This is a genomic window from Pimelobacter sp. 30-1 (assembly GCF_018831735.1).
Lineage (GTDB): Bacteria > Actinomycetota > Actinomycetes > Propionibacteriales > Nocardioidaceae > Nocardioides.
Genome location: NZ_NHTS01000004.1, coordinates 1 through 19,740, shown reverse-complemented (window position 1 = coordinate 19,740; position 19,740 = coordinate 1). Strand labels below are relative to the sequence as shown.

The 19,740-nt window shown below is 73.3% G+C and carries 21 protein-coding genes; 11 read left to right on the top strand and 10 right to left on the bottom strand.

The genetic code is table 11. The features are described from left to right. Positions 1-4: 4 nt before the first annotated feature. Together CCO04_RS09770 and CCO04_RS09765 are read right to left on the bottom strand one after the other, a co-directional pair. Complete coding sequence (locus CCO04_RS09770; protein ID WP_215813954.1) at positions 5-1,615, bottom strand: ABC transporter substrate-binding protein; 1,611 nt, start codon at positions 1,613-1,615, stop codon at positions 5-7. 57 nt (positions 1,616-1,672) lie between these two features. Beyond that, the gene (locus CCO04_RS09765; protein ID WP_215813953.1) at positions 1,673-2,740 is read right to left on the bottom strand and encodes an ROK family transcriptional regulator; all 1,068 of its coding nucleotides are present in this window, start codon (positions 2,738-2,740) and stop codon (positions 1,673-1,675) included. A gap of 215 nt (positions 2,741-2,955) precedes the next feature. On the opposite strand from CCO04_RS09765, the gene CCO04_RS09760 reads away from it, so the two are divergent. Both CCO04_RS09760 and CCO04_RS09755 read left to right on the top strand, forming a co-directional pair. Continuing rightward, positions 2,956-3,912 carry a TauD/TfdA family dioxygenase gene (locus CCO04_RS09760; RefSeq protein WP_215813952.1) on the top strand — a complete coding sequence of 319 codons (957 nt, stop codon included), beginning with the start codon at positions 2,956-2,958 and terminating at the stop codon, positions 3,910-3,912. A 132-nt stretch (positions 3,913-4,044) separates the two neighbouring features. Next, positions 4,045-4,548, top strand: coding sequence for a DUF664 domain-containing protein (locus CCO04_RS09755; RefSeq protein ID WP_215813951.1), 504 nt, complete (start codon positions 4,045-4,047; stop codon positions 4,546-4,548). Here the strand turns inward: CCO04_RS09755 and CCO04_RS09750 are convergent. Beyond that, positions 4,478-5,953, bottom strand: coding sequence for an MFS transporter (locus CCO04_RS09750; protein WP_215813950.1), 1,476 nt, complete (start codon positions 5,951-5,953; stop codon positions 4,478-4,480). The two genes, CCO04_RS09755 and CCO04_RS09750, sit on opposite strands and share 71 nt — an antisense overlap. A gap of 60 nt (positions 5,954-6,013) precedes the next feature. Here CCO04_RS09750 and CCO04_RS09745 point away from each other — a divergent pair, with 60 nt between their 5' ends. After that, complete coding sequence (locus CCO04_RS09745; protein WP_215813949.1) at positions 6,014-6,496, top strand: helix-turn-helix domain-containing protein; 483 nt, start codon at positions 6,014-6,016, stop codon at positions 6,494-6,496. Here the strand turns inward: CCO04_RS09745 and CCO04_RS09740 are convergent. After that, positions 6,471-7,508 carry a nitronate monooxygenase gene (locus CCO04_RS09740; RefSeq protein ID WP_308281172.1) on the bottom strand — a complete coding sequence of 346 codons (1,038 nt, stop codon included), beginning with the start codon at positions 7,506-7,508 and terminating at the stop codon, positions 6,471-6,473. The two genes, CCO04_RS09745 and CCO04_RS09740, sit on opposite strands and share 26 nt — an antisense overlap. Positions 7,509-7,536: 28 nt before the next feature. Beyond that, the gene (locus CCO04_RS09735; protein ID WP_215813948.1) at positions 7,537-8,016 is read right to left on the bottom strand and encodes a DUF2231 domain-containing protein; all 480 of its coding nucleotides are present in this window, start codon (positions 8,014-8,016) and stop codon (positions 7,537-7,539) included. Positions 8,017-8,120: 104 nt separating this feature from the next. Here CCO04_RS09735 and CCO04_RS09730 point away from each other — a divergent pair, with 104 nt between their 5' ends. Together CCO04_RS09730 and CCO04_RS09725 are read left to right on the top strand one after the other, a co-directional pair. Continuing rightward, on the top strand, positions 8,121-8,741 hold the full coding sequence (locus CCO04_RS09730) for a superoxide dismutase (RefSeq protein ID WP_215813947.1): 621 nt from the start codon (positions 8,121-8,123) through the stop codon (positions 8,739-8,741). After that, positions 8,738-9,001 (top strand): hypothetical protein, encoded by a 264-nt coding sequence (locus CCO04_RS09725; RefSeq protein WP_215813946.1) that lies wholly within the window; start codon positions 8,738-8,740, stop codon positions 8,999-9,001. Before CCO04_RS09730 ends, CCO04_RS09725 begins: the two co-directional genes overlap by 4 nt. 4 nt (positions 9,002-9,005) lie before the next feature. Here CCO04_RS09725 and CCO04_RS09720 read toward each other — a convergent pair whose 3' ends face one another. Both CCO04_RS09720 and CCO04_RS09715 read right to left on the bottom strand, forming a co-directional pair. Next, positions 9,006-9,500 carry a hypothetical protein gene (locus CCO04_RS09720; RefSeq protein WP_215813945.1) on the bottom strand — a complete coding sequence of 165 codons (495 nt, stop codon included), beginning with the start codon at positions 9,498-9,500 and terminating at the stop codon, positions 9,006-9,008. Positions 9,501-9,559: 59 nt separating this feature from the next. Further along, positions 9,560-10,852: an MFS transporter gene (locus CCO04_RS09715; RefSeq protein WP_215813944.1), complete on the bottom strand. Its 1,293-nt coding sequence runs from the start codon at positions 10,850-10,852 to the stop codon at positions 9,560-9,562. Between the two features lie 66 nt (positions 10,853-10,918). Here CCO04_RS09715 and CCO04_RS09710 point away from each other — a divergent pair, with 66 nt between their 5' ends. Continuing rightward, a complete protein-coding gene (locus CCO04_RS09710; RefSeq protein WP_215813943.1) occupies positions 10,919-11,215 on the top strand; it encodes a DUF1905 domain-containing protein in 297 nt (98 codons plus the stop codon). Between the two features lie 45 nt (positions 11,216-11,260). On the opposite strand, the gene CCO04_RS09705 is transcribed toward CCO04_RS09710, so the two are convergent. After that, positions 11,261-11,752: a hypothetical protein gene (locus CCO04_RS09705; protein WP_215813942.1), complete on the bottom strand. Its 492-nt coding sequence runs from the start codon at positions 11,750-11,752 to the stop codon at positions 11,261-11,263. A 171-nt stretch (positions 11,753-11,923) separates the two neighbouring features. On the opposite strand from CCO04_RS09705, the gene CCO04_RS09700 reads away from it, so the two are divergent. The 5 genes from CCO04_RS09700 (at position 11,924) to CCO04_RS09680 (ending at position 17,886) form a co-directional block, all read left to right on the top strand. Next, a complete protein-coding gene (locus CCO04_RS09700; RefSeq protein ID WP_215813941.1) occupies positions 11,924-12,289 on the top strand; it encodes a YciI family protein in 366 nt (121 codons plus the stop codon). Then, positions 12,286-13,500, top strand: a complete 1,215-nt coding sequence (locus CCO04_RS09695) for an RNA polymerase sigma factor (protein ID WP_215813940.1) — start codon at positions 12,286-12,288, stop codon at positions 13,498-13,500. Before CCO04_RS09700 ends, CCO04_RS09695 begins: the two co-directional genes overlap by 4 nt. A gap of 4 nt (positions 13,501-13,504) precedes the next feature. Next, the gene (locus CCO04_RS09690; protein ID WP_215813939.1) at positions 13,505-15,451 is read left to right on the top strand and encodes a M3 family metallopeptidase; all 1,947 of its coding nucleotides are present in this window, start codon (positions 13,505-13,507) and stop codon (positions 15,449-15,451) included. 147 nt (positions 15,452-15,598) lie between these two features. Beyond that, positions 15,599-16,456: a PadR family transcriptional regulator gene (locus tag CCO04_RS09685; RefSeq protein ID WP_215813938.1), complete on the top strand. Its 858-nt coding sequence runs from the start codon at positions 15,599-15,601 to the stop codon at positions 16,454-16,456. 98 nt (positions 16,457-16,554) lie between these two features. Beyond that, entirely contained in the window at positions 16,555-17,886 is a 1,332-nt protein-coding gene (locus tag CCO04_RS09680; protein WP_215813937.1) for a hypothetical protein, read from the top strand. Positions 17,887-17,892: 6 nt separating this feature from the next. Here CCO04_RS09680 and CCO04_RS09675 read toward each other — a convergent pair whose 3' ends face one another. Both CCO04_RS09675 and CCO04_RS28465 read right to left on the bottom strand, forming a co-directional pair. Beyond that, entirely contained in the window at positions 17,893-18,936 is a 1,044-nt protein-coding gene (locus tag CCO04_RS09675; RefSeq protein WP_215813936.1) for a serine/threonine-protein kinase, read from the bottom strand. 351 nt (positions 18,937-19,287) lie between these two features. Continuing rightward, the gene (locus tag CCO04_RS28465) at positions 19,288-19,614 is read right to left on the bottom strand and encodes a hypothetical protein (protein WP_252373061.1); all 327 of its coding nucleotides are present in this window, start codon (positions 19,612-19,614) and stop codon (positions 19,288-19,290) included. Positions 19,615-19,740 lie beyond the last annotated feature (126 nt).

Here is a 19,740-nt window from a genome sequence, read left to right as displayed (position 1 = left end):
GTGCTCACTTCGACAGGTACGTGTCGTAGAAGACCGGCTCGCCGCGCTTGGTCTGCCCGATGTCGTGGACCTGCGTGCTGCTGGCGTCCTGCGGCAGCGTGATCGCGATCTCCAGCAGGAACGAGCCCTTGAGCAGCGCCTGGCTCAGCGTGGCGTAGTCGGCGGTGTCGACCGCGTCGGGCTTCTCCTTCCACACCTTGTCCGCGATCGCCTGGTAGTCCTTGTCGACGTAGAGCGAGGCGTTGTGCTCGGCGTTGAAGGGGTACGCCGACACGGCGAGCGTCGACGGCGTCCAGTTGGCGTAGCCGTGGCTGAGGATCCACAGCGCCGGGAACTTCGCGCCGATCAGCTGCTGGATCACCTGCGCCTGCTCCTGCGGGTCGAGCTCGACCTCGATGCCCACCTTGGCCAGGTCGGCCTGCGCGATCTGCGCGATCGCCCCGTAGATGGGGTTCTCCGAGGGATAGGTGAGCGGCAGCTTCGGGATCTTCACGCCGTCGGCCTTGGCCTCGTCGACGAGCTTCTTCGCCTGGTCGAGGTCGTAGTCGTAGGTGCCGTTGGCCGTCGCGTCGTACGCCGGCGAGTAGTCCGGCCACGGCAGGCTGATCGGCACGCCAGCGCCGCGGAAGACCTCGTCCACGACCCGCTTGCGGTCCAGGGCGTAGGCGATCGCCTGACGGACCCGGACGTCGGAGAGTGCGGGGTTGGTGACGTTCGTGCCGACGTACACCTGGCCCTCGGCGCCGTCCCACTGGTTGACGTTGAACTGGTCGTCCTTGCCGAGGCTCTCGAAGTCGCGGTACGACGCGCCGAGGATCAGGTCGAGCTGGTGCGAGCGGAGCTGGGCGACCTGCGCCTGCGGGTCCGGGATGACGCTGACGTCGATGCCGTCGAGCGCCGGCTTGCCGCGCCAGTAGTCGTCATTGCGCGTGAACTGGATCTTGGCGCCCGGGCTCCAGCTCTTGAACTCGAACGGGCCGGTGCCGACGAACGCCTTGCCCTCGCGGAGCTGGTCGATCGTGTCCTGGTCGATGATCGGCAGCATGTCGAGCAGGTCGAAGATGTTGCTCAGCGGGTGCGCGAAGGTCAGCGTGATCGCGTGCTCGTCGGTGGTGTCGAAGCCGGTGATCGCCGCGGCCGTGCGCTGCAGCTGCACCGTCCAGGCCGGGTCCGCCCAGGTCTTGATGCTGAACTCGACGTCCTTGCTCGTGAACGGCCGGCCGGAGTGGAACTTCACGTCGTCGCGCAGCTGCAGGGTGAGCTGCTTGCCGTCGTCAGAGAGCTGCCACGACGTCGCGAGCGAGGGCTTCGGGTCCAGGCTGTCGAGCGGGTAGTCGATCAGCGAGTCGTAGACGCTGCCGATCAGGACGTTGATCGAGTCGCTGGAGTTCGTGAAGATCCGCGCCGGAACGATGTCCTGGAGCGCGCCGACCCGCAGCGTGCCGCCCTCCTGGCGCTCACCCGAGCCGCTCTTGAGCTCGTCGACGGCCGACGAGCAGGCCGTCGCCGTGACCAGGGTCAGCAGCGCGACGAGCGCGCCGGCCAGGCGGATCAGGTGCCGGCGGGAGCGCTGGTGCGCGCGGCGGTGCGGGTGGGCGGAGACGGGTGTGGACACGGGTGTTCCTTTCGGGGACGGAGACGGGTCCGAGAAGGGGGAGAGGGGAGGGGTGGGTCAGGCGCCGCGACGGCGACGACACGCCCCGGCGGTCTCGACGCAGCCCTGGGGGTCGTCGAGGACCGGTCCCAGCGCGACGGTGCAGGCGCTGATCGCCTGGATGTCCGCGCCGAAGCGGGTGAAGGAGACGGGCACCGCGTGGTCGAGGGCGGTGTGCTCGTCGTAGGACCCGACGACGGTGTCGAGCTGCTCGGGGTCGCCGGTGAACGCCTGCCCGACGAGGACGACGCGATCCGGCGAGAGCATGTCGCGCACCGAACCGGCGACCGCGCCGAGCGTGCGCGCCCGGGCGGCGGGGGAGAGCGACGGCACCGTGGCCGCGAGGCAGCCGGTCCGGCCGCACGAGCACGGGATCCGCGAACCGGTGGGGAAGTGGGTCAGGCTCGCGGCCCGGGTGACGTCGGTCTGCACGCCGCGATCGACCGCGACCGACCAGCCGAAGGTGTCGCGGGCGTAGACGTAGAGCGTCATCCCGCCGATCCCGTGCCGGCGGTGCAGGAACTCCGATGCGGCGACCGCGGAGATGTGGTCGCCGGTGCGGACCGGGAGGCCGGTCAGGTCGCGCAGCTCGGCCTCGCGCTCGGTCGGCACCAGGCCGAGCTCGCGCCAGGGGGAGACGAGGCCGGCCGCCAGCGGGACCCGGTCGGGGAGCGTGCCGAGGAGGGCGGCGCCGACCCGGCTCAGCTGCTCGAGGTCGGGGTCCGCGCCGAGCGGGCGTCGTACGGTGCGGGAGGCGAGGACGCGGCCGGTCAGGTCGCCGAGGGCGACCGTCGCGATCCGGCGTCCGACGTGGAAGCCGAGGGTGACGTAGTGCTCCGCGTCGATCTCGACCGGGACGCCCGGGCGCCCGGTGAGTCCGGGGCGGGCGAGGTCGGGGCGCTCGCGGAGCAGGCCGAGCTCGGCGAGCTGGGCCGCCGTACGGCCGACGGTGGCGATGCTCAGCCCGCTCGCCGCGGCGATCTCGTCACGAGACGCACGGCCGGCGGAACGGACGTGCTCCAGCACCTGGGCGGCGGTCGGGCTGAACCGGCCGCGGGACACGGTGATGATCGGCGAACGAGGCACGCCGTCCTCCTTCCGAGTCCGTGGCGGGGTGCCGAGGTGCAATTGTCTATCAACTGACTCGACAAACTGTAGATCACCGTGGAGGGCACCCCACAACTTCGTCCCGCGATCCGGTCGGGTTCGGATCACGGTGAGCGGAACCCTTGTCCGGTGGGGCTTTCCGCCTCACCGTGGACCCTCGTTCCCCACCCCCGACGACGAAGGACCGCCACGTCATGACCATCAGCCTCGACCGGACGACCGCCGCGAACCCCGCCTCCGCCGCCCCTGACGGGCTCACCGTCAGCAAGCTGGGCAGCCGGATCGGCGCTCGCATCGACGGCGTACGCCTCGGTGCCGACCTCGCGCCCGAGACCGTGGCGGGCATCCGCGCGGCGCTGCTGGAGCACAAGGTCGTCTTCTTCCGCGGGCAGGACCACCTCGACGACGACGCGCAGATCGGCTTCGGCGAGCTCCTCGGCCCGCTCACCACCGCGCACCCGACGGTCAACACCGGCAGCGCGCGGGTCCTCGCGCTCAAGGCGACCAAGGGGATGGCGGCCAACTCGTGGCACACCGACGTCACCTTCGTCGATCGGATCCCGGCGTTCTCGGTGCTGCGCGGCGTCACCATCCCGGAGTACGGCGGCAGCACGGTGTGGGCCAACACGGTCACGGCGTACGAGACGCTGCCGCCGCAGCTCAAGGCGCTCGTCGACGACCTCTGGGCGATCCACACCAACGACTACGACTACGCCAACCACTACTCCGAGGAGGGCGAGGCCAACACCCAGTTCAGCCGCTCGGAGTTCGCCTCGACCGTCTACCAGACCGAGCACCCCGTCGTCCGGGTCCACCCCGAGACCGGTGAGCGCTCGCTCCTGCTTGGCCACTTCGTCAAGAACTTCGTCGGCTTCAACGCCAAGGAGTCGGCTGCGCTCTACAACCTCCTGCAGGACCGGGTGACCAAGCTCGAGAACACCGTCCGCTGGACCTGGGCCGACGGCGACGTCGCGATCTGGGACAACCGCGCGACCCAGCACTACGCCGTCGCCGACTTCGACACCCAGCTGCGCGAGGTCCGCCGGATCACCGTGCAGGGGCCGGTCCCGGTCTCGATCACGGGTCGCGAGAGCCGGGTGGTCGCCGGCTCGGCCGATGTCTACAACCGGCTGGACGAGCTGATCAGCTGAGTCTGCCTGCGCCCCGAGGTGCGGGGGTTGCTGGGCCGAGGTGCGGGGGTTGCTGGGTCGAAGTGTGAGGGTTGCTGCGCCGGACCCGCCGGACGGGTTCTTCTGTCGGGGGTCCGGCGTAGCGTCTTTTCCATGACTCCCGCCGACCTGCTGACCGATGGCCTGGGCCGTGTCCTCGACTCCGTCGAGGCCGTGCTCGACGGCCTCTCCGACGACCTCCTGGTGCAGCGCCCCGCCCCCGGCGCCAACCCGATCGCCTGGCTCGTGTGGCACCTGACCCGGGTCCAGGACGACCACGTCGCCGATGTCGCCGGCATCGAGCAGGTCTACACCGCCCAGGGCTATGCCGACCGGTTCGCGCTGCCGCTCGACGTCAAGGACCACGGCTACGGCCACACGAGCGAGCAGGTCGGCCTGGTCCGTGCCCCGGCCGGCCTGCTCCTCGACTACTACCGCGCCACCCATGCGGCCTCGCTGGCCTATGTCGCGACGCTCGGTGCCGACGACCTCGACCGGGTCGTCGACACCCGGTGGGACCCTCCGGTCACCCTCGGGGTCCGCTTGGTCAGCGTGATCGACGACTGTACGCAGCACGCCGGGCAGGCGGCGTACGTGCGGGGGGTGCTGCTGGGCTGAGCCGATCACCGCGGCCCTCCATCCCCAGGGCGACGACGGCCGCGACTGCGCCGATGCCGGCGATCCACCACCACACGGTCTCGAACTCGGCGAGGCCGGGCGTCGTACCGGAGGACGTGCCGAGCAGGCTGACGAGCACGCTCACGCCGAGGGCGAGCGCGACCTGGCGGGCCATGGTCACGATCCCCGACCCGGTCGAGGCGTCCGCCACGGGCAGGTCCGCGATGGCGGCGGCGGTGACGTTGGGCATGACCAGTCCGACGGCGACGCCGATCGCGATCCAGGGGAGCAGGTAGCCGGTCACGTACGACGGTTCCGCGGTCAGCACGAGCGCCTGCCAGGCCGCGCAGGCGGCGAAGATCGCCGAGCCCGCGGCGATGAGGTGACCGGGCCGGGCCCGGGGGAGCAGGCGGCCGACCGTGATGCCGACGACCGCGACGGCGAGCGGTCCCGGGGTGAGGGCGAGCCCGGTGCGCAGCGGGGAGTAGCCCCACGCCCGCTGCATCCAGAGGATGCCGGCGAGCAGGGCCATGGCGAAGCCCATGTTGAACACGACGGTGGTCAGGTTCGCGAGGGTGAACCGCCGGTTGCGGAACAGGTGCGGGTCCACCACGGGTGCGGGGTGCCCGGCGGCGACCAGGCGGACGCCGATCGCGGCCGCGACGGCGACGCCGAGGGCGGTGAGGGTGGCGGGCGAGGTCCAGCCCCAGGCGTCGGCCTGGACGAGGGCGAGCACGAGGGCGCCGACCGAGGTGGCGAGCAGGAGCGCGCCGAGGACGTCGGGGCGCGGCGGCACCGCGCCGTCGGTGTCGCCGGCAGCGTCGGCGGCGGCGGTGTCCTGCAGGTCCGGGACGTAGCGGACCGCGAGCGCGATCAGGACCAGGCCGGCGGGGACGTTGATCCAGAACGCCCACTCCCACGAGAGCTGGACGAGGACCCCGCCGACCGAAGGGCCGACGGCGGCGGAGACGGCGCCGACCAGGGCCCAGAGGCGGGCGACGGCGGCCCGCTTCTCCGGGGGCGCGGCGGCGACGAGGAGGCCGAGGCTGGCCGGCATCATCGCGGCGGCGCCGACGGCCTGGACGACGCGGAACCCGACGAGCGTCCAGACGTCCGGCGCGAGGCCGGCGCCGAGGCTGGCGACGGTGAACAGCGCCATGCCGACGACGAAGACGTTCTTGCGGCCACGGCGGTCCGCGACCCGGCCGAGCGGGACGAGGAGGGCGGCGAAGGTGACGGCGTAGGCGTTGAGGATCCAGCTGAGCGCGCCGAGGTCGGGCTCGCCGAGGTCGCGGCCGATGTCGTCGAGGGCGACGTTGACGATGAACAGGTCGATCCCGGCGAGCCAGACGGCGCCGGTGAGGACCAGGAGGACGAGGGGTCCTCGCTGACTTCTGTTTTCCATAGTCAGCACCGTAGAGACCTGACTATGGTCTTGAAAAGCCAGCCCGCTATGATGTGCGTCATGCCCTTCCAGCTCGAAGGCCGCCTCGCCACCCGCGACGTCCCCCTCGGCGACCACTGCCCGATCTCGCGGTCGCTCGAGGTGGTGGGCACGCGCACGGCGATGCTGCTCATCCGCGAGGCCTTCTACGGCGCCAGCCGGTTCGACGACCTGGTGCTCCGGGTCGGCGTCACCGAGGCGGTCGCCGCGCAGCGGCTCAAGCAGCTCGTCGCGGCGGGGGTGTTCGCCAAGGAGGCCTACCGGGAGCCGGGCCAGCGCACCCGCCAGCGCTACGTCCTCACCGAGGCCGGGCACGACCTGATGCCGATCGTGATCGCCTTCCTCGACTGGGGCAACCGGCACACCGAGGCCCCCACGTCCGCCCGTCCCGACATCAGCCACGCCGACTGCGGCGAACCGGTCCGCGCCGTGGTGCGCTGCGCCGCCGGGCACGACGTACCCGAGGACGCGGTCGTGGTCAGAGCCCCGCGGCGAGCTCGCTGACGATCGTCGCGGCCGATGCCTCGCGCGTCGCGCGGTAGCCCGTCCCCGCCCACAGGTGCAGCCGCTCCGGGTCGCCGACCCGGGCCGCGGCGCGGCGCAGGTCGCGGGTCAGGTGGTGCAGCTCCGGATATCCGTACGGCGCCTCGGCGTGGTGTCGCGCCGCGAACCCGTTCGCCAGCGCTCGCGCCGGGCGCCCGGTGAAGCAGTGCGTCACCGTGGTCCGCGCGTACGCCGGATCGGCGAGCGCGCCGCGGTGGGTCGCCGACGTCCCGGCCTCGGTGGCGCGGAGCAGCAGCGTGCCGACCGCGACCGCCTCGGCGCCCGCGGCGACCAGCGCCCGGACGGCCTCCGGACCGTCCACCCCGCCCCCGGCGACGACGGGCAGCCCTGACACCGCCCGGACCGCGCGCACGACGTCGGCCGTCGGCCCGTCCCCGATGGGCCGCCGCGGATCGAACGTCCCGCTGTGCCCACCGGCGCGCGGCCCCTGGACGACGAACCCGTCGACCCCCGCTTCCTCCGCGGCCCGGGCCTCGTCGGCAGTGGTCACCGTGGCCAGTACCCGCGAGCCCGCCCGCCGCAGCGCCGCGATGTCCGCCCGCCCGGGCAGGCCGAAGGTCAGCGAGACGACCGCCGCCGGATCAGCCAGGAGCAGGTCGACCTTGTCCCGCCACGCGTCGTCGTCGTGCCGCGGCACGGCCGGGAGGTCGACGCCGAGCGCCTCCGCCTCGCCCCGGAGCGCGTACGCGTAGGCCCGGAAGGCGGCCGGCTCGATCGCCCCGTCCTGCGGCACGAACAGGTTCACGCCGAACGACCGCCCGCCTGAGCCGGCGCCCGCGTGCGCCGCGCCCAGGTCCGCCGCGAACGCCTCGGCGCTCAGGTAGCCCGCCGGCCAGAACGCGAACCCGCCCGCGTCCCCGACCGCCGCGGCGAGCGCGGGCGTCGAGGGTCCGCCGGCCATGGGCGCGGCGACGAGCGGGAGGTCGGAGTCGAGCAGGGGCGACGACGGCACCCGTCCAGGATCGCGCACCCGGTCGCGGTCAGCGAGCGGTCGTGCTCGACGTCACCTGGTCGCCCCAGGCGGCCCGTGCGCCGGAGTCCCCGACGCGATAGATCTGCACGCCGGCGGCGAGCGCCGCGACGATGCCGAGCGCGGCGACGGCGCGGAGCGCGCGGGGGCCGCCGGGAGTGGTCCGGCCCGCGGCCGCCCGCCGTCCCGACCAGGTCAGCGCCGTCGCGAGCACCAGGAGCGGGAGGGCGAACCAGATGAGCTGCTCGCCCAGCGCCGCGTGCTGCCCGGGATCCCCGACGTGTCGCTCCAGCGCCTCGCCGCTCGAGGTGGCCACCGGCAGGAGCGCGGTCGCGACGAGGGCGGCGGCCACCACGAGGTGGCCGTAGCGTCCCCGCCACGCCGGCCGTACGGCGATCGCCAGGGTGCCGAGCGCGGCCAGCGGCAGCAGCACCACGACCGCGTGGACGACGAGCGGGTGGACCGGGAGTCCGTTGATCAGGTCGAACATGACGTCAGCGTCGCGTCCCGTACCTGCCACCCACCTGAACAGCGAGCGGGCGGGTCGCCACAACGCTATTTGCAATTCAGTTGCAACAGCGACAAATTGGCGACATGTCCGACTACGTCCTCCCCGACCTCCCCTACGACTACTCCGCGCTCGAGCCGTACATCTCCGGCGAGATCATGGAGCTGCACCACAGCAAGCACCACAACGCCTACGTCACCGGCATCAACACGGCCGTCGACCAGCTCGCCGAGGCCCGCGACCAGGAGTCCTTCGGCAGCCTGTCGACGCTGGAGAAGAACCTCGCCTTCCACCTCGGCGGCCACGTCAACCACTCGGTGTTCTGGCCGAACATGTCCCCCGACGGCGGCGACAAGCCGACCGGCGAGCTGGCCCAGGTGATCGACGAGTACTTCGGCGGCTTCGACAAGTTCCGCGCGCATTTCCAGGCCAACGCGCTCGGGGTGCAGGGCTCGGGCTGGTCGGTGCTGACCTGGGACACGCTGGCGCAGCGGCCGTACATCATCCAGCACTTCGACCACCAGGGGAACGTGCCGATCTGCATGGTGCCGCTGCTCATGCTCGACATGTGGGAGCACACCTACTACCTGCAGTACAGGAACGACAAGGCGTCCTTCGTGCAGCAGTGGTGGAATATCGTCAACTGGGCCGACGTCGAGCGCCGGTTCGCGGCGGCGCGGGCCCAGACCCCGGGTCTGATCGCATGACCGACCAGGCCCGCCAGGCCGAGCTCGCTCCGGTGGTCGAGGCCGCGCAGCGCGTGGCCGGAGTGATCGCGGCGCGGGGGCGCGGCGACGCGGAGGGCGCGCGGGACCTGCTTCGGACGTTCGCCGACGAGCGCGAGCTCGCCGGGGGTGCGCTGCTGGTGGCCGAGCTCAGCCTCGGGCTGCTCCGGTCCGAGACGGGGGAGTCGCTCGACGAGTGCGTGCGCGCGCTGTGCGTCGAGATGGAGTCGAGCCTGCGCTGAGGCCTCAGCGGCGCCGGCGCAGCAGGACCTGGTTGTAGAGGAGGTAGCAGCCGGACGCCTGGTACTCCAGCGTGCCGGTCACCCGCCCCCGGTGGAACCGCAGGCGGAGCTCGCCGACGACCCCGGCGCTCGTCCGCCAGGTCCGGACGGCGCGCCCGCGGCGGATCACCGTGCGCGGCACCCACAGCCCGATCGACTGCGTCCACGCGCTGGAGCCGCGGTAGCAGGAGAAGACCACCGAGCGGCCCCATCCCTTCATCACCTTGCGGCCGTCCTTGCTCACCACCTGCAGGCGGATCGGCCAGCCCTCGGCCGGAGGCGTGCCCTCGTAGAGGTGGCCGGCGTAGCGCCCCGGCAAGGGCGGCGGGCTCGCGGCGGCGCGCGCCGGGCCGGCGTCCGCGTGGTTCCGGGCGGACGCCGGAGGGAGCGCGGCGACGCCGAGCACGAGGGCGAGGACGACGACCGGGAGCGCCGAGCGCAGGAACCGAGGAGTGGTCATCTCCTGACGGTAGACAGGCTCGTGCCACGTGCTGGGGCGAGTGATACGTGAAGTCGCACCTAGGGCGTGGGACGGGCCGCGGTGGTGATCCGGTACCGCACGAACGACGGTACGGCGAGCGCCGCCACCACCGTCAGCACGACCACCAGGACGCCGCCGCCCGCGGCCGCGGCCGCCGTTCCCACCATGGCGGCGGACGCGCCGTGGGCGACGTCGGCGAGGCGGGGTCCGCCGGCCACCACGACGATGAAGATGCCCTGGAGCCGGCCGCGGACCTCGTCGGCGGCGGCGGTCTGGAGCATCGAGGTGCGGAAGGCCGCCGAGGCCATGTCGGCGGCACCGCCGATGACGAGCATCAGGACGGCGACCGCGAGCCATGCGTGCACCGACCCGGGCAGCGCGTCGGCCCCGAACACCGCGAGGCCGAAGCCGACCATGGCCAGGCCCCAGACGATGATGCACCAGATGACTGCGCGGCCCTGTCCGCTCACCCGGGACACCCACCCGGAGAAGACGCCGCCGAGCACGGCGCCGAGGGGGATGCCGGCGAAGAGCAGGGCGAACGCCAGGCCGCCCTCGTCCGGGCCGAGGAAGCTCTCGTGCGCGACCTGGGGGAACAGTGCCCGGGGCATGCCGAAGAGCATCGCGATGATGTCGACGACGAAGGACATCATGAGCACCGGCTGGGTGCGCAGGTAGGTGATGCCCTCGATCACCGAGCGCAGCCCCGGCGTACCGCTGGTGATGCCCTCGATCGGCAGCGGCGGCAGCCGCAGCACCGCCCACAGCGTCGCGAGCAGGCAGATCGCGTCGGCGAGGTAGAGCCAGGCGAAGCCGGTGAACGGGATGAGGACGCCGGCGATGAGCGGTCCGCCGATCGCACCGGCCTGCATGACGGTCATGTTGAGCGAGTTGGCCGCCGGGAGGATCTCGGCGTCGAGCAGCCGCGGCAGCACCGCCGAGCGGGTCGGCTGGTTGATCGCGAAGAACGCCTGCTGCACGGCGAACAGGCTCAGGAGCAGCCAGACGTTCCCGGAGCCGAGCGCCGCCTGCACCCAGAAGAGCGCGGCGGTGCCGATCAGGCCGGTCGTGGTGACCAGCAGCAGCGTGCGCCGGTCGAAGTGGTCGGCGAGCGCGCCGCCCCACAGCCCGAACACCACCAGCGGCACCAGGCCGAAGATCCCGGTCAGGCCGACGTACGCCGACGAGCCGGTCTCGGCGTAGATCTGGGCCGGCACCGCGACCACCGTCAGCTGGGCGCCGACGACGGTGATGATGTTCGCGGTCCACAGCCGCCGGAAGTGCGGGTTCTTCAGCGGCCGGGTGTCGGCCAGCAACCCGCGAAGACTCACCGAGCCAGGCTACGGACCCCGTCGGCGCGACGATGAATCGGTGCCCCTGCGACGGTCGACACGTCCATGAGCACCTCCCCGAGCGGGGTCGGCCCGCTGGACATCACCTTCACCGAGACCCTGCGCCAGAGCGACGCCCCGGGCGGCTGGACCTACGTCATCTGGCCCGACTCCGTCGAGCGGTTCGGTACCCGCGGCCGGGTCAAGGTCCGCGGGACCGTCGACGGCGCTCCCTTCGAGACGTCGTTCATGGCGCTCGGCGACGGCACCCACAAGCTACCGGTCGCCAACGCCCTGCGCGTCGACTCCGGCAAGCGCGCCGGCGACACGGTCGAGGTGCACCTCACCGAGCGCCTCGCCTGAACGAGCCCGCCCGACCGGCCAGACCTGGCCGAGCGGGCGCGGCCCTCAGCAGCCGCAGGTGAAGTAGGTGACGTCCCAGTGGTTGCCCTCGTCGGCGTACAGGTTGCCCGACGCGGCCTTGTAGAGCGGCGCCCCGTCGCCGCGCAGCCCCTGGTAGGCGTACGTCGCGTGCACCCAGCTGGTCAGGCAGCTCGTCCGCGAGAAGTCGAGCTTGTAGCCGTTGGCATGGCTGTAGGTCCCCGACGCGTGCCCGACCTCGGTCCCGCCGGTGATGGTCAGCGCGCAGCCGCTGGCCCGCTTGAGCGTGACCGCGCCGTCGACGCTCGCCTGGCGCAGCCCGTCGAAGGACGTGCAGGTGGCGACATTGCGGTTGGTGCACCCGCCGGTCGACGTCCAGCCGACGGCGTTGGCGCGGAAGGTCGCCTCGGCTTGGGCCTGGGTCACGGCGGAGGCGGGGACGGCGGTCGCGACGACCGCGGTCAGGGAGACGAGGCCGGCGAGGACGGCCAGCACGAAGGACTTGCCCGAGAAGGTCATGGCTCCATCCCCACACGGCACCGGTTCCGGGTCAAGAGAGGCTGCCGAGTGTTCATCCGCTGAAAAACTTCGTGCCAGGCTGTCGTACCGGACGTCCCCCCTTCGTGGTGAGGGTGAGCGGCGGTCATCGGGGCCACCGCAGCACCCCACCAGAACCCAAGGAGCAGAACCATGACGCAGTACCTGCTGTCCGTGCACGGCAACGAGGAGGAGTACGCGGCGGTCCCCCAGGAGGAGTGGCCCGAGATGTTCGCCGCGGTCGACCGGTTCAACGACCAGCTCCGCACCGACGGGGTGTGGGTCTTCGCCGGCGGCCTCGAGGGCGCCGAGACGGCCACGGTGGTCGACGGTCAGGGCGAGGCGCCGGTGTTCACCGACGGTCCCTACCTGGAGACCAAGGAGCACATCGGCGGCTTCTGGATCATCGACGTCCCCGACCTCGACGCCGCCCTCAAGTACGCCGCCGCCGGCTCCAAGGCCTGCCAGGGCAAGGTCGAGGTCCGCCCGTTCCAGGCCGAGCCCCCGGCTGCCGAGTGAGCTCTGCCGACGCAGCCGTCGAGCGGATCTTCCGCGACGAGCACGGCCGGCTGATCGCCTCCCTCGTCCGCCGCTTCGGTGACATCGACATCGCCGAGGACGCGGCGGGGGAGGCGCTCGTCGCCGCGCTGGAGAAGTGGCCGGTGGACGGCGTGCCCCCCAACCCGGGGGCCTGGCTGACCACCACCGCCGGCAACCGGGCCATCGACCGGTTGCGTCGCGAGAAGCTGCGGGACGGCAAGCACCAGGCCGCTGCCATGGCGTACGACCCCACACCCCACGAGCCCACCGGCGTCATCGAGGACGACCGGCTGCGGCTGATCTTCACCTGCTGCCACCCGGCGCTCGCGCCGGAGGCCCGGATCGCGCTCACCCTGCGGCTGCTCGGCGGCCTCACGGTCGCGGAGATCGCGAGCGCCTTCCTCGTCCAGGAGACGACGATGGCGCAGCGCATCACCCGCGCCAAGAGCAAGATCAAGGGCGCCCACATCCCCTACCGCGTGCCGGAGCCGGTCGACCTGCCCGACCGGGTGGGCGCGGTGCTGGCCGTGCTGCTGCTCATCTTCAACGAGGGCTACCTGTCCTCCGGGGACGGCGACCCGGTCCGCGCCGAGCTGACCGGCGAGGCGATCCGGCTGGCCCGCACCCTCCACGAGCTGCTGCCCGAGGACCTCGAGGCGACCGGGCTGCTCGCGATGCTGCTGCTCACCGAGGCGCGCCGGGCGGCGCGGGTGCGCGACGGCGAGCTGGTCCCGCTCGACGAGCAGGACCGCGGCGGCTGGGACCGGACGCTCATCGCCGAGGGCCACGACCTGGTCCGGGCCTGCCTGAAGGCCAACCGGCCGGGCCGCTACCAGGTCCTCGCCGCGGTCAACGCCGTGCACACCGACGCGCCGAGCGCCGCGGCGACCGACTGGTCCCAGGTGGTCGCGCTCTACGACCAGCTGGCCCGGATCGATCCCTCGCCCATCGTCGCCCTCAACCGCGCGGTCGCGGTCGCCGAGCTCGACGGACCCGAGGTGGCGCTGGCGATCGTCGAGCGGCTGCCCCTCGACGGCTACCACGCCTGGCACGTCACCCGGGCCGAGCTGCTGCGCCGGATCGGGCGCAGCGCCGACGCCCGCACCCAGTACGACGCCGCGCTCGCGGCCTGCGACAACACCGCCGAGCGCGCGTACCTCACCCGGCGCAGGGGGCAACTGGCAGGCTGAGTCCATGACGTCCGTGCCGCTCGCCCCGCTCGACCTGCCGACCTCGTCCGACGCCTGGCCCGCCTGGGTCCGCGACCGCTCCGCTGCCGAGCTGGCCCGCGCGACCGCGCTGGTCGACGACCTGCGCGCGAGCCCGCCGGCCGACCCGTTCGCGGTGCTGCGCCAGTGGGACCGGGCGGCCGGCCACCTCGGCAATGTCGCCGCCCTGGGCTCGCTGTTCGGCAACGTCCACCCGGGCTCCGAGGTGCGCGACCTCGGCGACGCCGCCGAGCAGGAGGCGGAGCGGGTCGCGACCGCGTGGGGCCTCGACCGCGCCCTGTACGACGTGTTCGCCGCCCTCGACGACAGCGCGGTCGCCGCGGACCCGGTCGCCGCCCGGCTCCTGGCCAAGGTGCGCAACGACTTCCGTCGCTCCGGCGTCGACAAGGACGAGGCGACCCGGACCCGCATCGCCCAGGTCCGCGAGCGGATCACCGAGCTCGACCAGGAGTTCAGCCGGGTCACCCGCGACGACGTCCGCACGATCCGGGTCACCCCCGCGCAGCTCGACGGGATGCCCGCGGACTGGCTGGCCGAGCACCCCGTCGACGACGAGGGCATGGTCACCGTGACCACCGACTACCCCGACTCGGTGCCGGTGCGGATGTTCGCCCGCGACCAGGAGGTCCGCCGCGCCATCACCGTCGCCTTCCTCGACCGCGGCTGGCCGGCCACCGACGCGCTGCTGACCGAGCTGTTCACGCTGCGCCACGAGCTCGCCACCACGGTCGGCTACGCCGACTGGCCGTCGTACGACGCCGACGTGAAGATGATCGGCGAGGGCCCGGCGATCCCGGCGTTCATCGACAAGATCGCCGCGGCCGCCGAGGAGCCGATGCGGCGCGACCTCGACCAGCTGCTGGCGCGCTACCGCCGCGACTTCCCCGACGCCACGGAGGTGCCGGGCTACGACTACAACCACTACGCCGAGCTGGTGCGGGTCGAGCAGTACGAGGTCGACGCCCAGCGGGTGCGCACCTACTTCGACTTCGGCAAGGTCCGCCAGGGCCTGCTCGACGTGACCGGCCGGCTGTTCGGGCTGCGCTACGAGCCGGTCGACGTACCGGTGTGGCACGAGGACGTCACCGCCTACGAGGTGCTCCGCGACGGTGCCCCGATCGGCCGGATCTACCTCGACCTGCACCCGCGCGAGGGCAAGTACAAGCACGCCGCGCAGTTCACCCTGACCGACGGGGTCGCGGGCGAGCAGCTGCCCGAGGGAGTGCTGGTCTGCAACTTCTCCCGGGGCCTGATGGAGCACGACCACGTGGTCACGCTCTTCCACGAGTTCGGCCACCTGCTGCACCACGTGCTCGCGGGGCACGGCGACTGGTTCCGGTTCGCCGGGGTCGCCACCGAGTGGGACTTCGTCGAGGCGCCGAGCCAGATGCTCGAGGAGTGGGCGTGGCACGCGGACGTGCTGCGCACCTTCGCCACGGACGCCGCGGGCACGCCGATCCCGGGTGAGCTCGTCGCCGCGATGCGCGCCGCGGACGACTACGGCAAGGGGATCTACGCCCGCACCCAGATGTTCTACGCCGCCATGTCGTACTGGTTCCACGCCGACCGCGCCGACGCCGCGGCCGGCGCGCCCGACCTGACCGCGCGGATGATCGAGCTCCAGGAGCGGTACGCCGCGCTGCCCTACCTGCCCGGCACCCACATGTTCGCGAGCTTCGGCCACCTCGGCGGCTACAGCTCGGCGTACTACACCTACATGTGGTCGCTCGTCATCGCCAAGGACCTGTTCAGCGCCTTCGACGAGTCCGACCTCTTCGCCCCCGAGGTGGCCCACCGCTACCGCGACCGGGTCCTCGCCCCGGGCGGCTCCGGCGATGCCGCCGACCTGGTCGCGGACTTCCTCGGCCGGCCCTTCGCCTTCGACGCGTACGCCGCCTGGCTCGCCCGCTGAGCGGCCGCCGAGCGCTTCGCCCTTGCGTCGGGGGCGAAGTCGGCGTACGGTTGCGATATATCGCGATAGGAACACGAACTGTTCCCGCGGTATCACGAACTCAGCAATCGGGCTCACAAGGCCCACCAGTGCGAAGGAGGTCCCACCATGGGACGCCACGAGAACTTCAACCCGTACGACGACCGCGACCCCTGGGGTCGCCGCGAGGGCCGTGAGGGCCGGGGCGGTCAGCGCCGGCAGCGCGGCGGCTTCGGGCCCGGTAGCCCGGGCGGCGGCGCCTGGGGCGGCTGGGCCCAGTGGGGCGAGCCGCACCGCGGACACCGCGGCGGACCGGGTGGCCCCGGCTTCGGTGGCCCCGGCATGCCCCCGCCGTGGCTGGCCGGCCTGTTCGGCCTCGGCCGGCCCGAGCCGGGCCGCGGCCCGCGGGTCCGCCGCGGCGACGTCCGCTCGGCCATCCTGGACGTGCTCCGCGAGGCCAACCAGCGCGAGGAGTCGCCCAACGGCTACCAGGTGATCCAGGCGATCACCGACCGCAGCGGCGGCGTGTGGAAGCCGAGCCCCGGCTCGGTCTACCCGACCGTCCAGCAGCTCCAGGACGAGGGCCTGGTCGAGCTCGACGACGAGGCCGGGCGCCGCGCCCTGCGGCTCACCCCCGAGGGCGCCACCTGGTGCGCCGAGCACGGCGACGAGCTCGCCGCCGTCTGGGCGCCGTTCGACCGCAGCCGCGAGAGCGGACGCGGTCCCGTCGACCAGGGCCACGCCGACCTCAAGGCCGAGATCGGCCAGGTCATGGGGGCGATCTGGCAGATCGTCACCGCCGGCTCCGACGCCCAGCGCAAGGCCGCCGTCGACGTGCTCGTCGAGGCCCGGCGCAGCCTCTACGGCATCCTCGCCGACGGTCCGACCGCCGGCAGCGACCCGGCCGACCCCGCCGACCCGGCGGATCCCGCCGACCCCGAGGACCCGGCCGACCCGGCCGACCCCGAGGACCGCGACGACGCCTGACCCCGGCACCGTCGTTCCCTGAGCGAAGGGCCCCGCACGCGACCCGTGCGGGGCCCTTCGTCGTCCGCGCGGCGCCGGATCTGCGTAGGCTCCGTGCCGTGAGAGCCCGACGTGTGCCCGTCCTGCTCGCCGGCGCCGGCTGCCTGGCGTGGCTGACGCTGACGTCCGGGTACGGCGCCGCGGCCGCGTCCGGTCAGGTCGACCTCGGCGGTGCGGACCTCTCCGCGCGGACGAGCACCGACCGCGGCAAGCCCACCACGATCGCGCCCGGCCTGTGGCAGGCGTCGCCGCTGGAGCCGGACCTGCCGCAGTACTTCCGCTACGACCGGCGGATGTCGGGCAGCCGGGTCCACATCGGTGTCGCCGGCCTGCCGCCCGGTGCGAGCGGCGACGGCCTCCGGATCAGCGCCGGCGTGGCGACCTCCGGCAGCACCGACCTCACCGACTGCGGCACCGAGGACGACTCCGCCGAGAGCAACGTCCCCCAGGCCGTCCTGGGCGAGCGGGTCGTCGTCGGCGGCGAGACCGGCAGCACCGGCGACGCCTGCCGGGCCGCGGGCACGGTCCGGATCGAGGTGAGCCGGGCCGGCTCCGAGCCGGCCGCGATGCCGTACGTCATCAAGATCGTCGAGGAGGCGCCCTCGACGGCGCTGCCCGAGGACGCGGAGCCCGAGGACGAGCCGTCGTACGCCGTGCCGGAGCCGGTCGCCGCGCCCGACGCCGTGGCCGGCGCGACCTCCTTCGATGACGCCCCCGAGCTCGACGCCCGCGACGAGACGGTCACCGTGACCGCCAAGGTCCGCCAGGGCACCGAGCGGCTCTGGCGGGTGCCGCTGACCTGGGGTGACCTGCCGGTGGTCCGGGTCGACGTGCCCGTCGCCCCGGGCGACGACTTCGACTACGGCGGCCCGGCGGTGACCCTGCACCTCGTCGACCCGCTGCGCGGTCGGCTGCGCTACACCGACTCCGCGGGCGACGACTCCCCGACCGGCGACTACCGCGGGGCCCCCGAGGACGAGCCGGGCGAGCCCACTCGCCTGGTCGCCGCGGGCTTCCCGGTGAGCCAGGTCGACGAGCGGCTGCCCGGCGACTACTGGGTCTCGCTCGCCGTCGCGCCGGCCGCCGAGGACAAGGACCCGGTCGACGTGCCGGTCACGATCACGGTGTCGGTCGAGCGGACCTCGGACGGCGCGCCGGCGTACGACAGCGCGGTGCTCTCGCAGGACAAGTCGGCCGGTCCCGAGGGCTACTCCCCGGACCAGCCGTTCCTCGTCGGCGAGGACACGTTCTCGCAGGTCGCCTCGGGCAGCCCGGTCGCCGACGGCGACGGCTGGTTCAGCACCCGGCGCTGGGCCGGCCTCGGCCTGGCCGCGGCCAGCGCGGCGTGCCTCGCGGCCGGTGCGGTCCGGCTGCGCTCCCGGCGCGGCTGAGCGGGCTCAGCCCAGCAGCAGGACGAGCGCGACCAGCAGTCCGAGCAGCCCCATGCCCAGCAGCACGTAGGCATCGCGCGGCGCCCGGGTGCGCACCGCCGCCACCGGTGCGTCGAGGTCCGGCCGGGTCCGCGGCGGGGGTGGTGGGGGAGGCGGCGGCGGGTACGGCGCGGTCGGCAGGTTGGTCGCGGAGACGTCCGGCGTCGGCGGGAAGTCGTCCGGTACGCCGAGGTCGTCGGCGAGCGCCGGGTCGTCCCAGCGGGCCACGAGCCCGCGCAGGGCGGGATGCGTGCGGAGCTCGGCGGCGCTCGGTCGCCGCCCGGCGTCGTACGTCGTGGCGGCGGCGACCACCTCGAGCACCGCATCGTGCTCGGGCACACCGGTGCGCAGCGCCGCGACGTCGATCGGCGCGGGCTCGCCGTCGCTGGGCGGACGGCGTCCGGTCAGCATCTCCAGCACCACGATGCCGAGCGCGTAGACGTCGGCGCTGGGGTCGGGATCGGCGCCGCGGTAGAGCTCGGGCGGCATGTAGCCCGGCGTACCGATCATCATCGCGACGTGGGTCAGCCGCGGCTCGTCGCTCGGCACGGCGATCCCGAAGTCGGTCAGCCGCAGGTGCGGCCGGCCCGTCCCGGTCGGCTCGAGGAGCAGGTTGCCGGGCTTGATGTCGCGGTGCACGATGCGGGCCGCATGGACCGCCTCCAGCGCCTGGAGGGTCTGGTCGGCGAGCACCGCGATCCAGCGCGGCGGCAGCCTCCCGCCGTGGCGCTTCATCAGGCTCGACACCGAGCCGCCGCGCACCAGCGGCATCGTGAACAGCACCCGATCGTCGACGCCCGCCCACGACTGCGGCGTCACCACGTGGGTGTGGTCGATCCGCACCGACTGCTCGCGCACGAACCGCAGCAGCATCGCGGCATCGGCCTGGCGCAGCATCTTGGCGGCCTTGACGTCGCCGGCGGTGCGGTCGAGGACGCGCCACACCGTCCCCATCCCCCCGGTGGCGATGGGGTCGAGCAGCTCGTAGCGCCCCGCGAAGACCTCGCCCATGGCCGCGAGCCTAGCGAGCGTCCGCCCTCAGGCGAGCCGGACCGCGCGGTGCACCCAGGTCGACTCCACCCGCATCCCGACCTTCTCGTAGAGCGCCAGCGCGCCAGCGCGCCAGCGCGCCAGCGCGCCAGCGCGAGTCCGCGCGGTGCCTGCGTTCCAGACGTGCGCGACGTCGGCGACCCGGCCGGCGAGGGCGGCGCTCGCGCGGGCGGACCACTCCAGGAAAGGCGTCCTCGGCGACCGTCCAGACCTGCTCGTGGTCGGCGGGCGTCGCCTCGCGCAGGGCGTAGCCGGCGGGCGGCGATCTCCGCGCCCGGGGTCCGGCCGCGCTCCCGGCGCGGCTGAGCGGGCTCAGCCCGGCAGCAGGACGAGCGCGACCAGCAGCCCGAGCAGCCCCACCCCCCGCCCCCGGTACGACGGCAGCACCGCCGCGTCGTACCGCTCCTCGCCGAGGTGCTCGGCGTAGGCGACCATCCGGTCGCCGTCGAGCACCGCGACCGAGCTCGACCCCAGGTCGTACGACGGCCGCTGCCAGTCGCTGAGCAGGTCGGCCTCCTCGACCTCGACGCTGCCGAGGTCGTGGCGCTCCTGCTCGGCGGTCACCGCGAAGGCGGCGGGCGCGTCGGCGAGGGTGAGCGGGCGGGCGGTCAGCCCGGGCGGCAGCGAAAAGGCGGACACCCGGGCGAGTCTGGACGACTCACCCGGGTGCCGGTGCGCGAATGCGCGAGACGCGGTCGGGGACCGCGGTGGATCAGGCGTTCTTGATCGCGGAGATGTCGAACTCGAGCTTGATCTTCTCGGAGA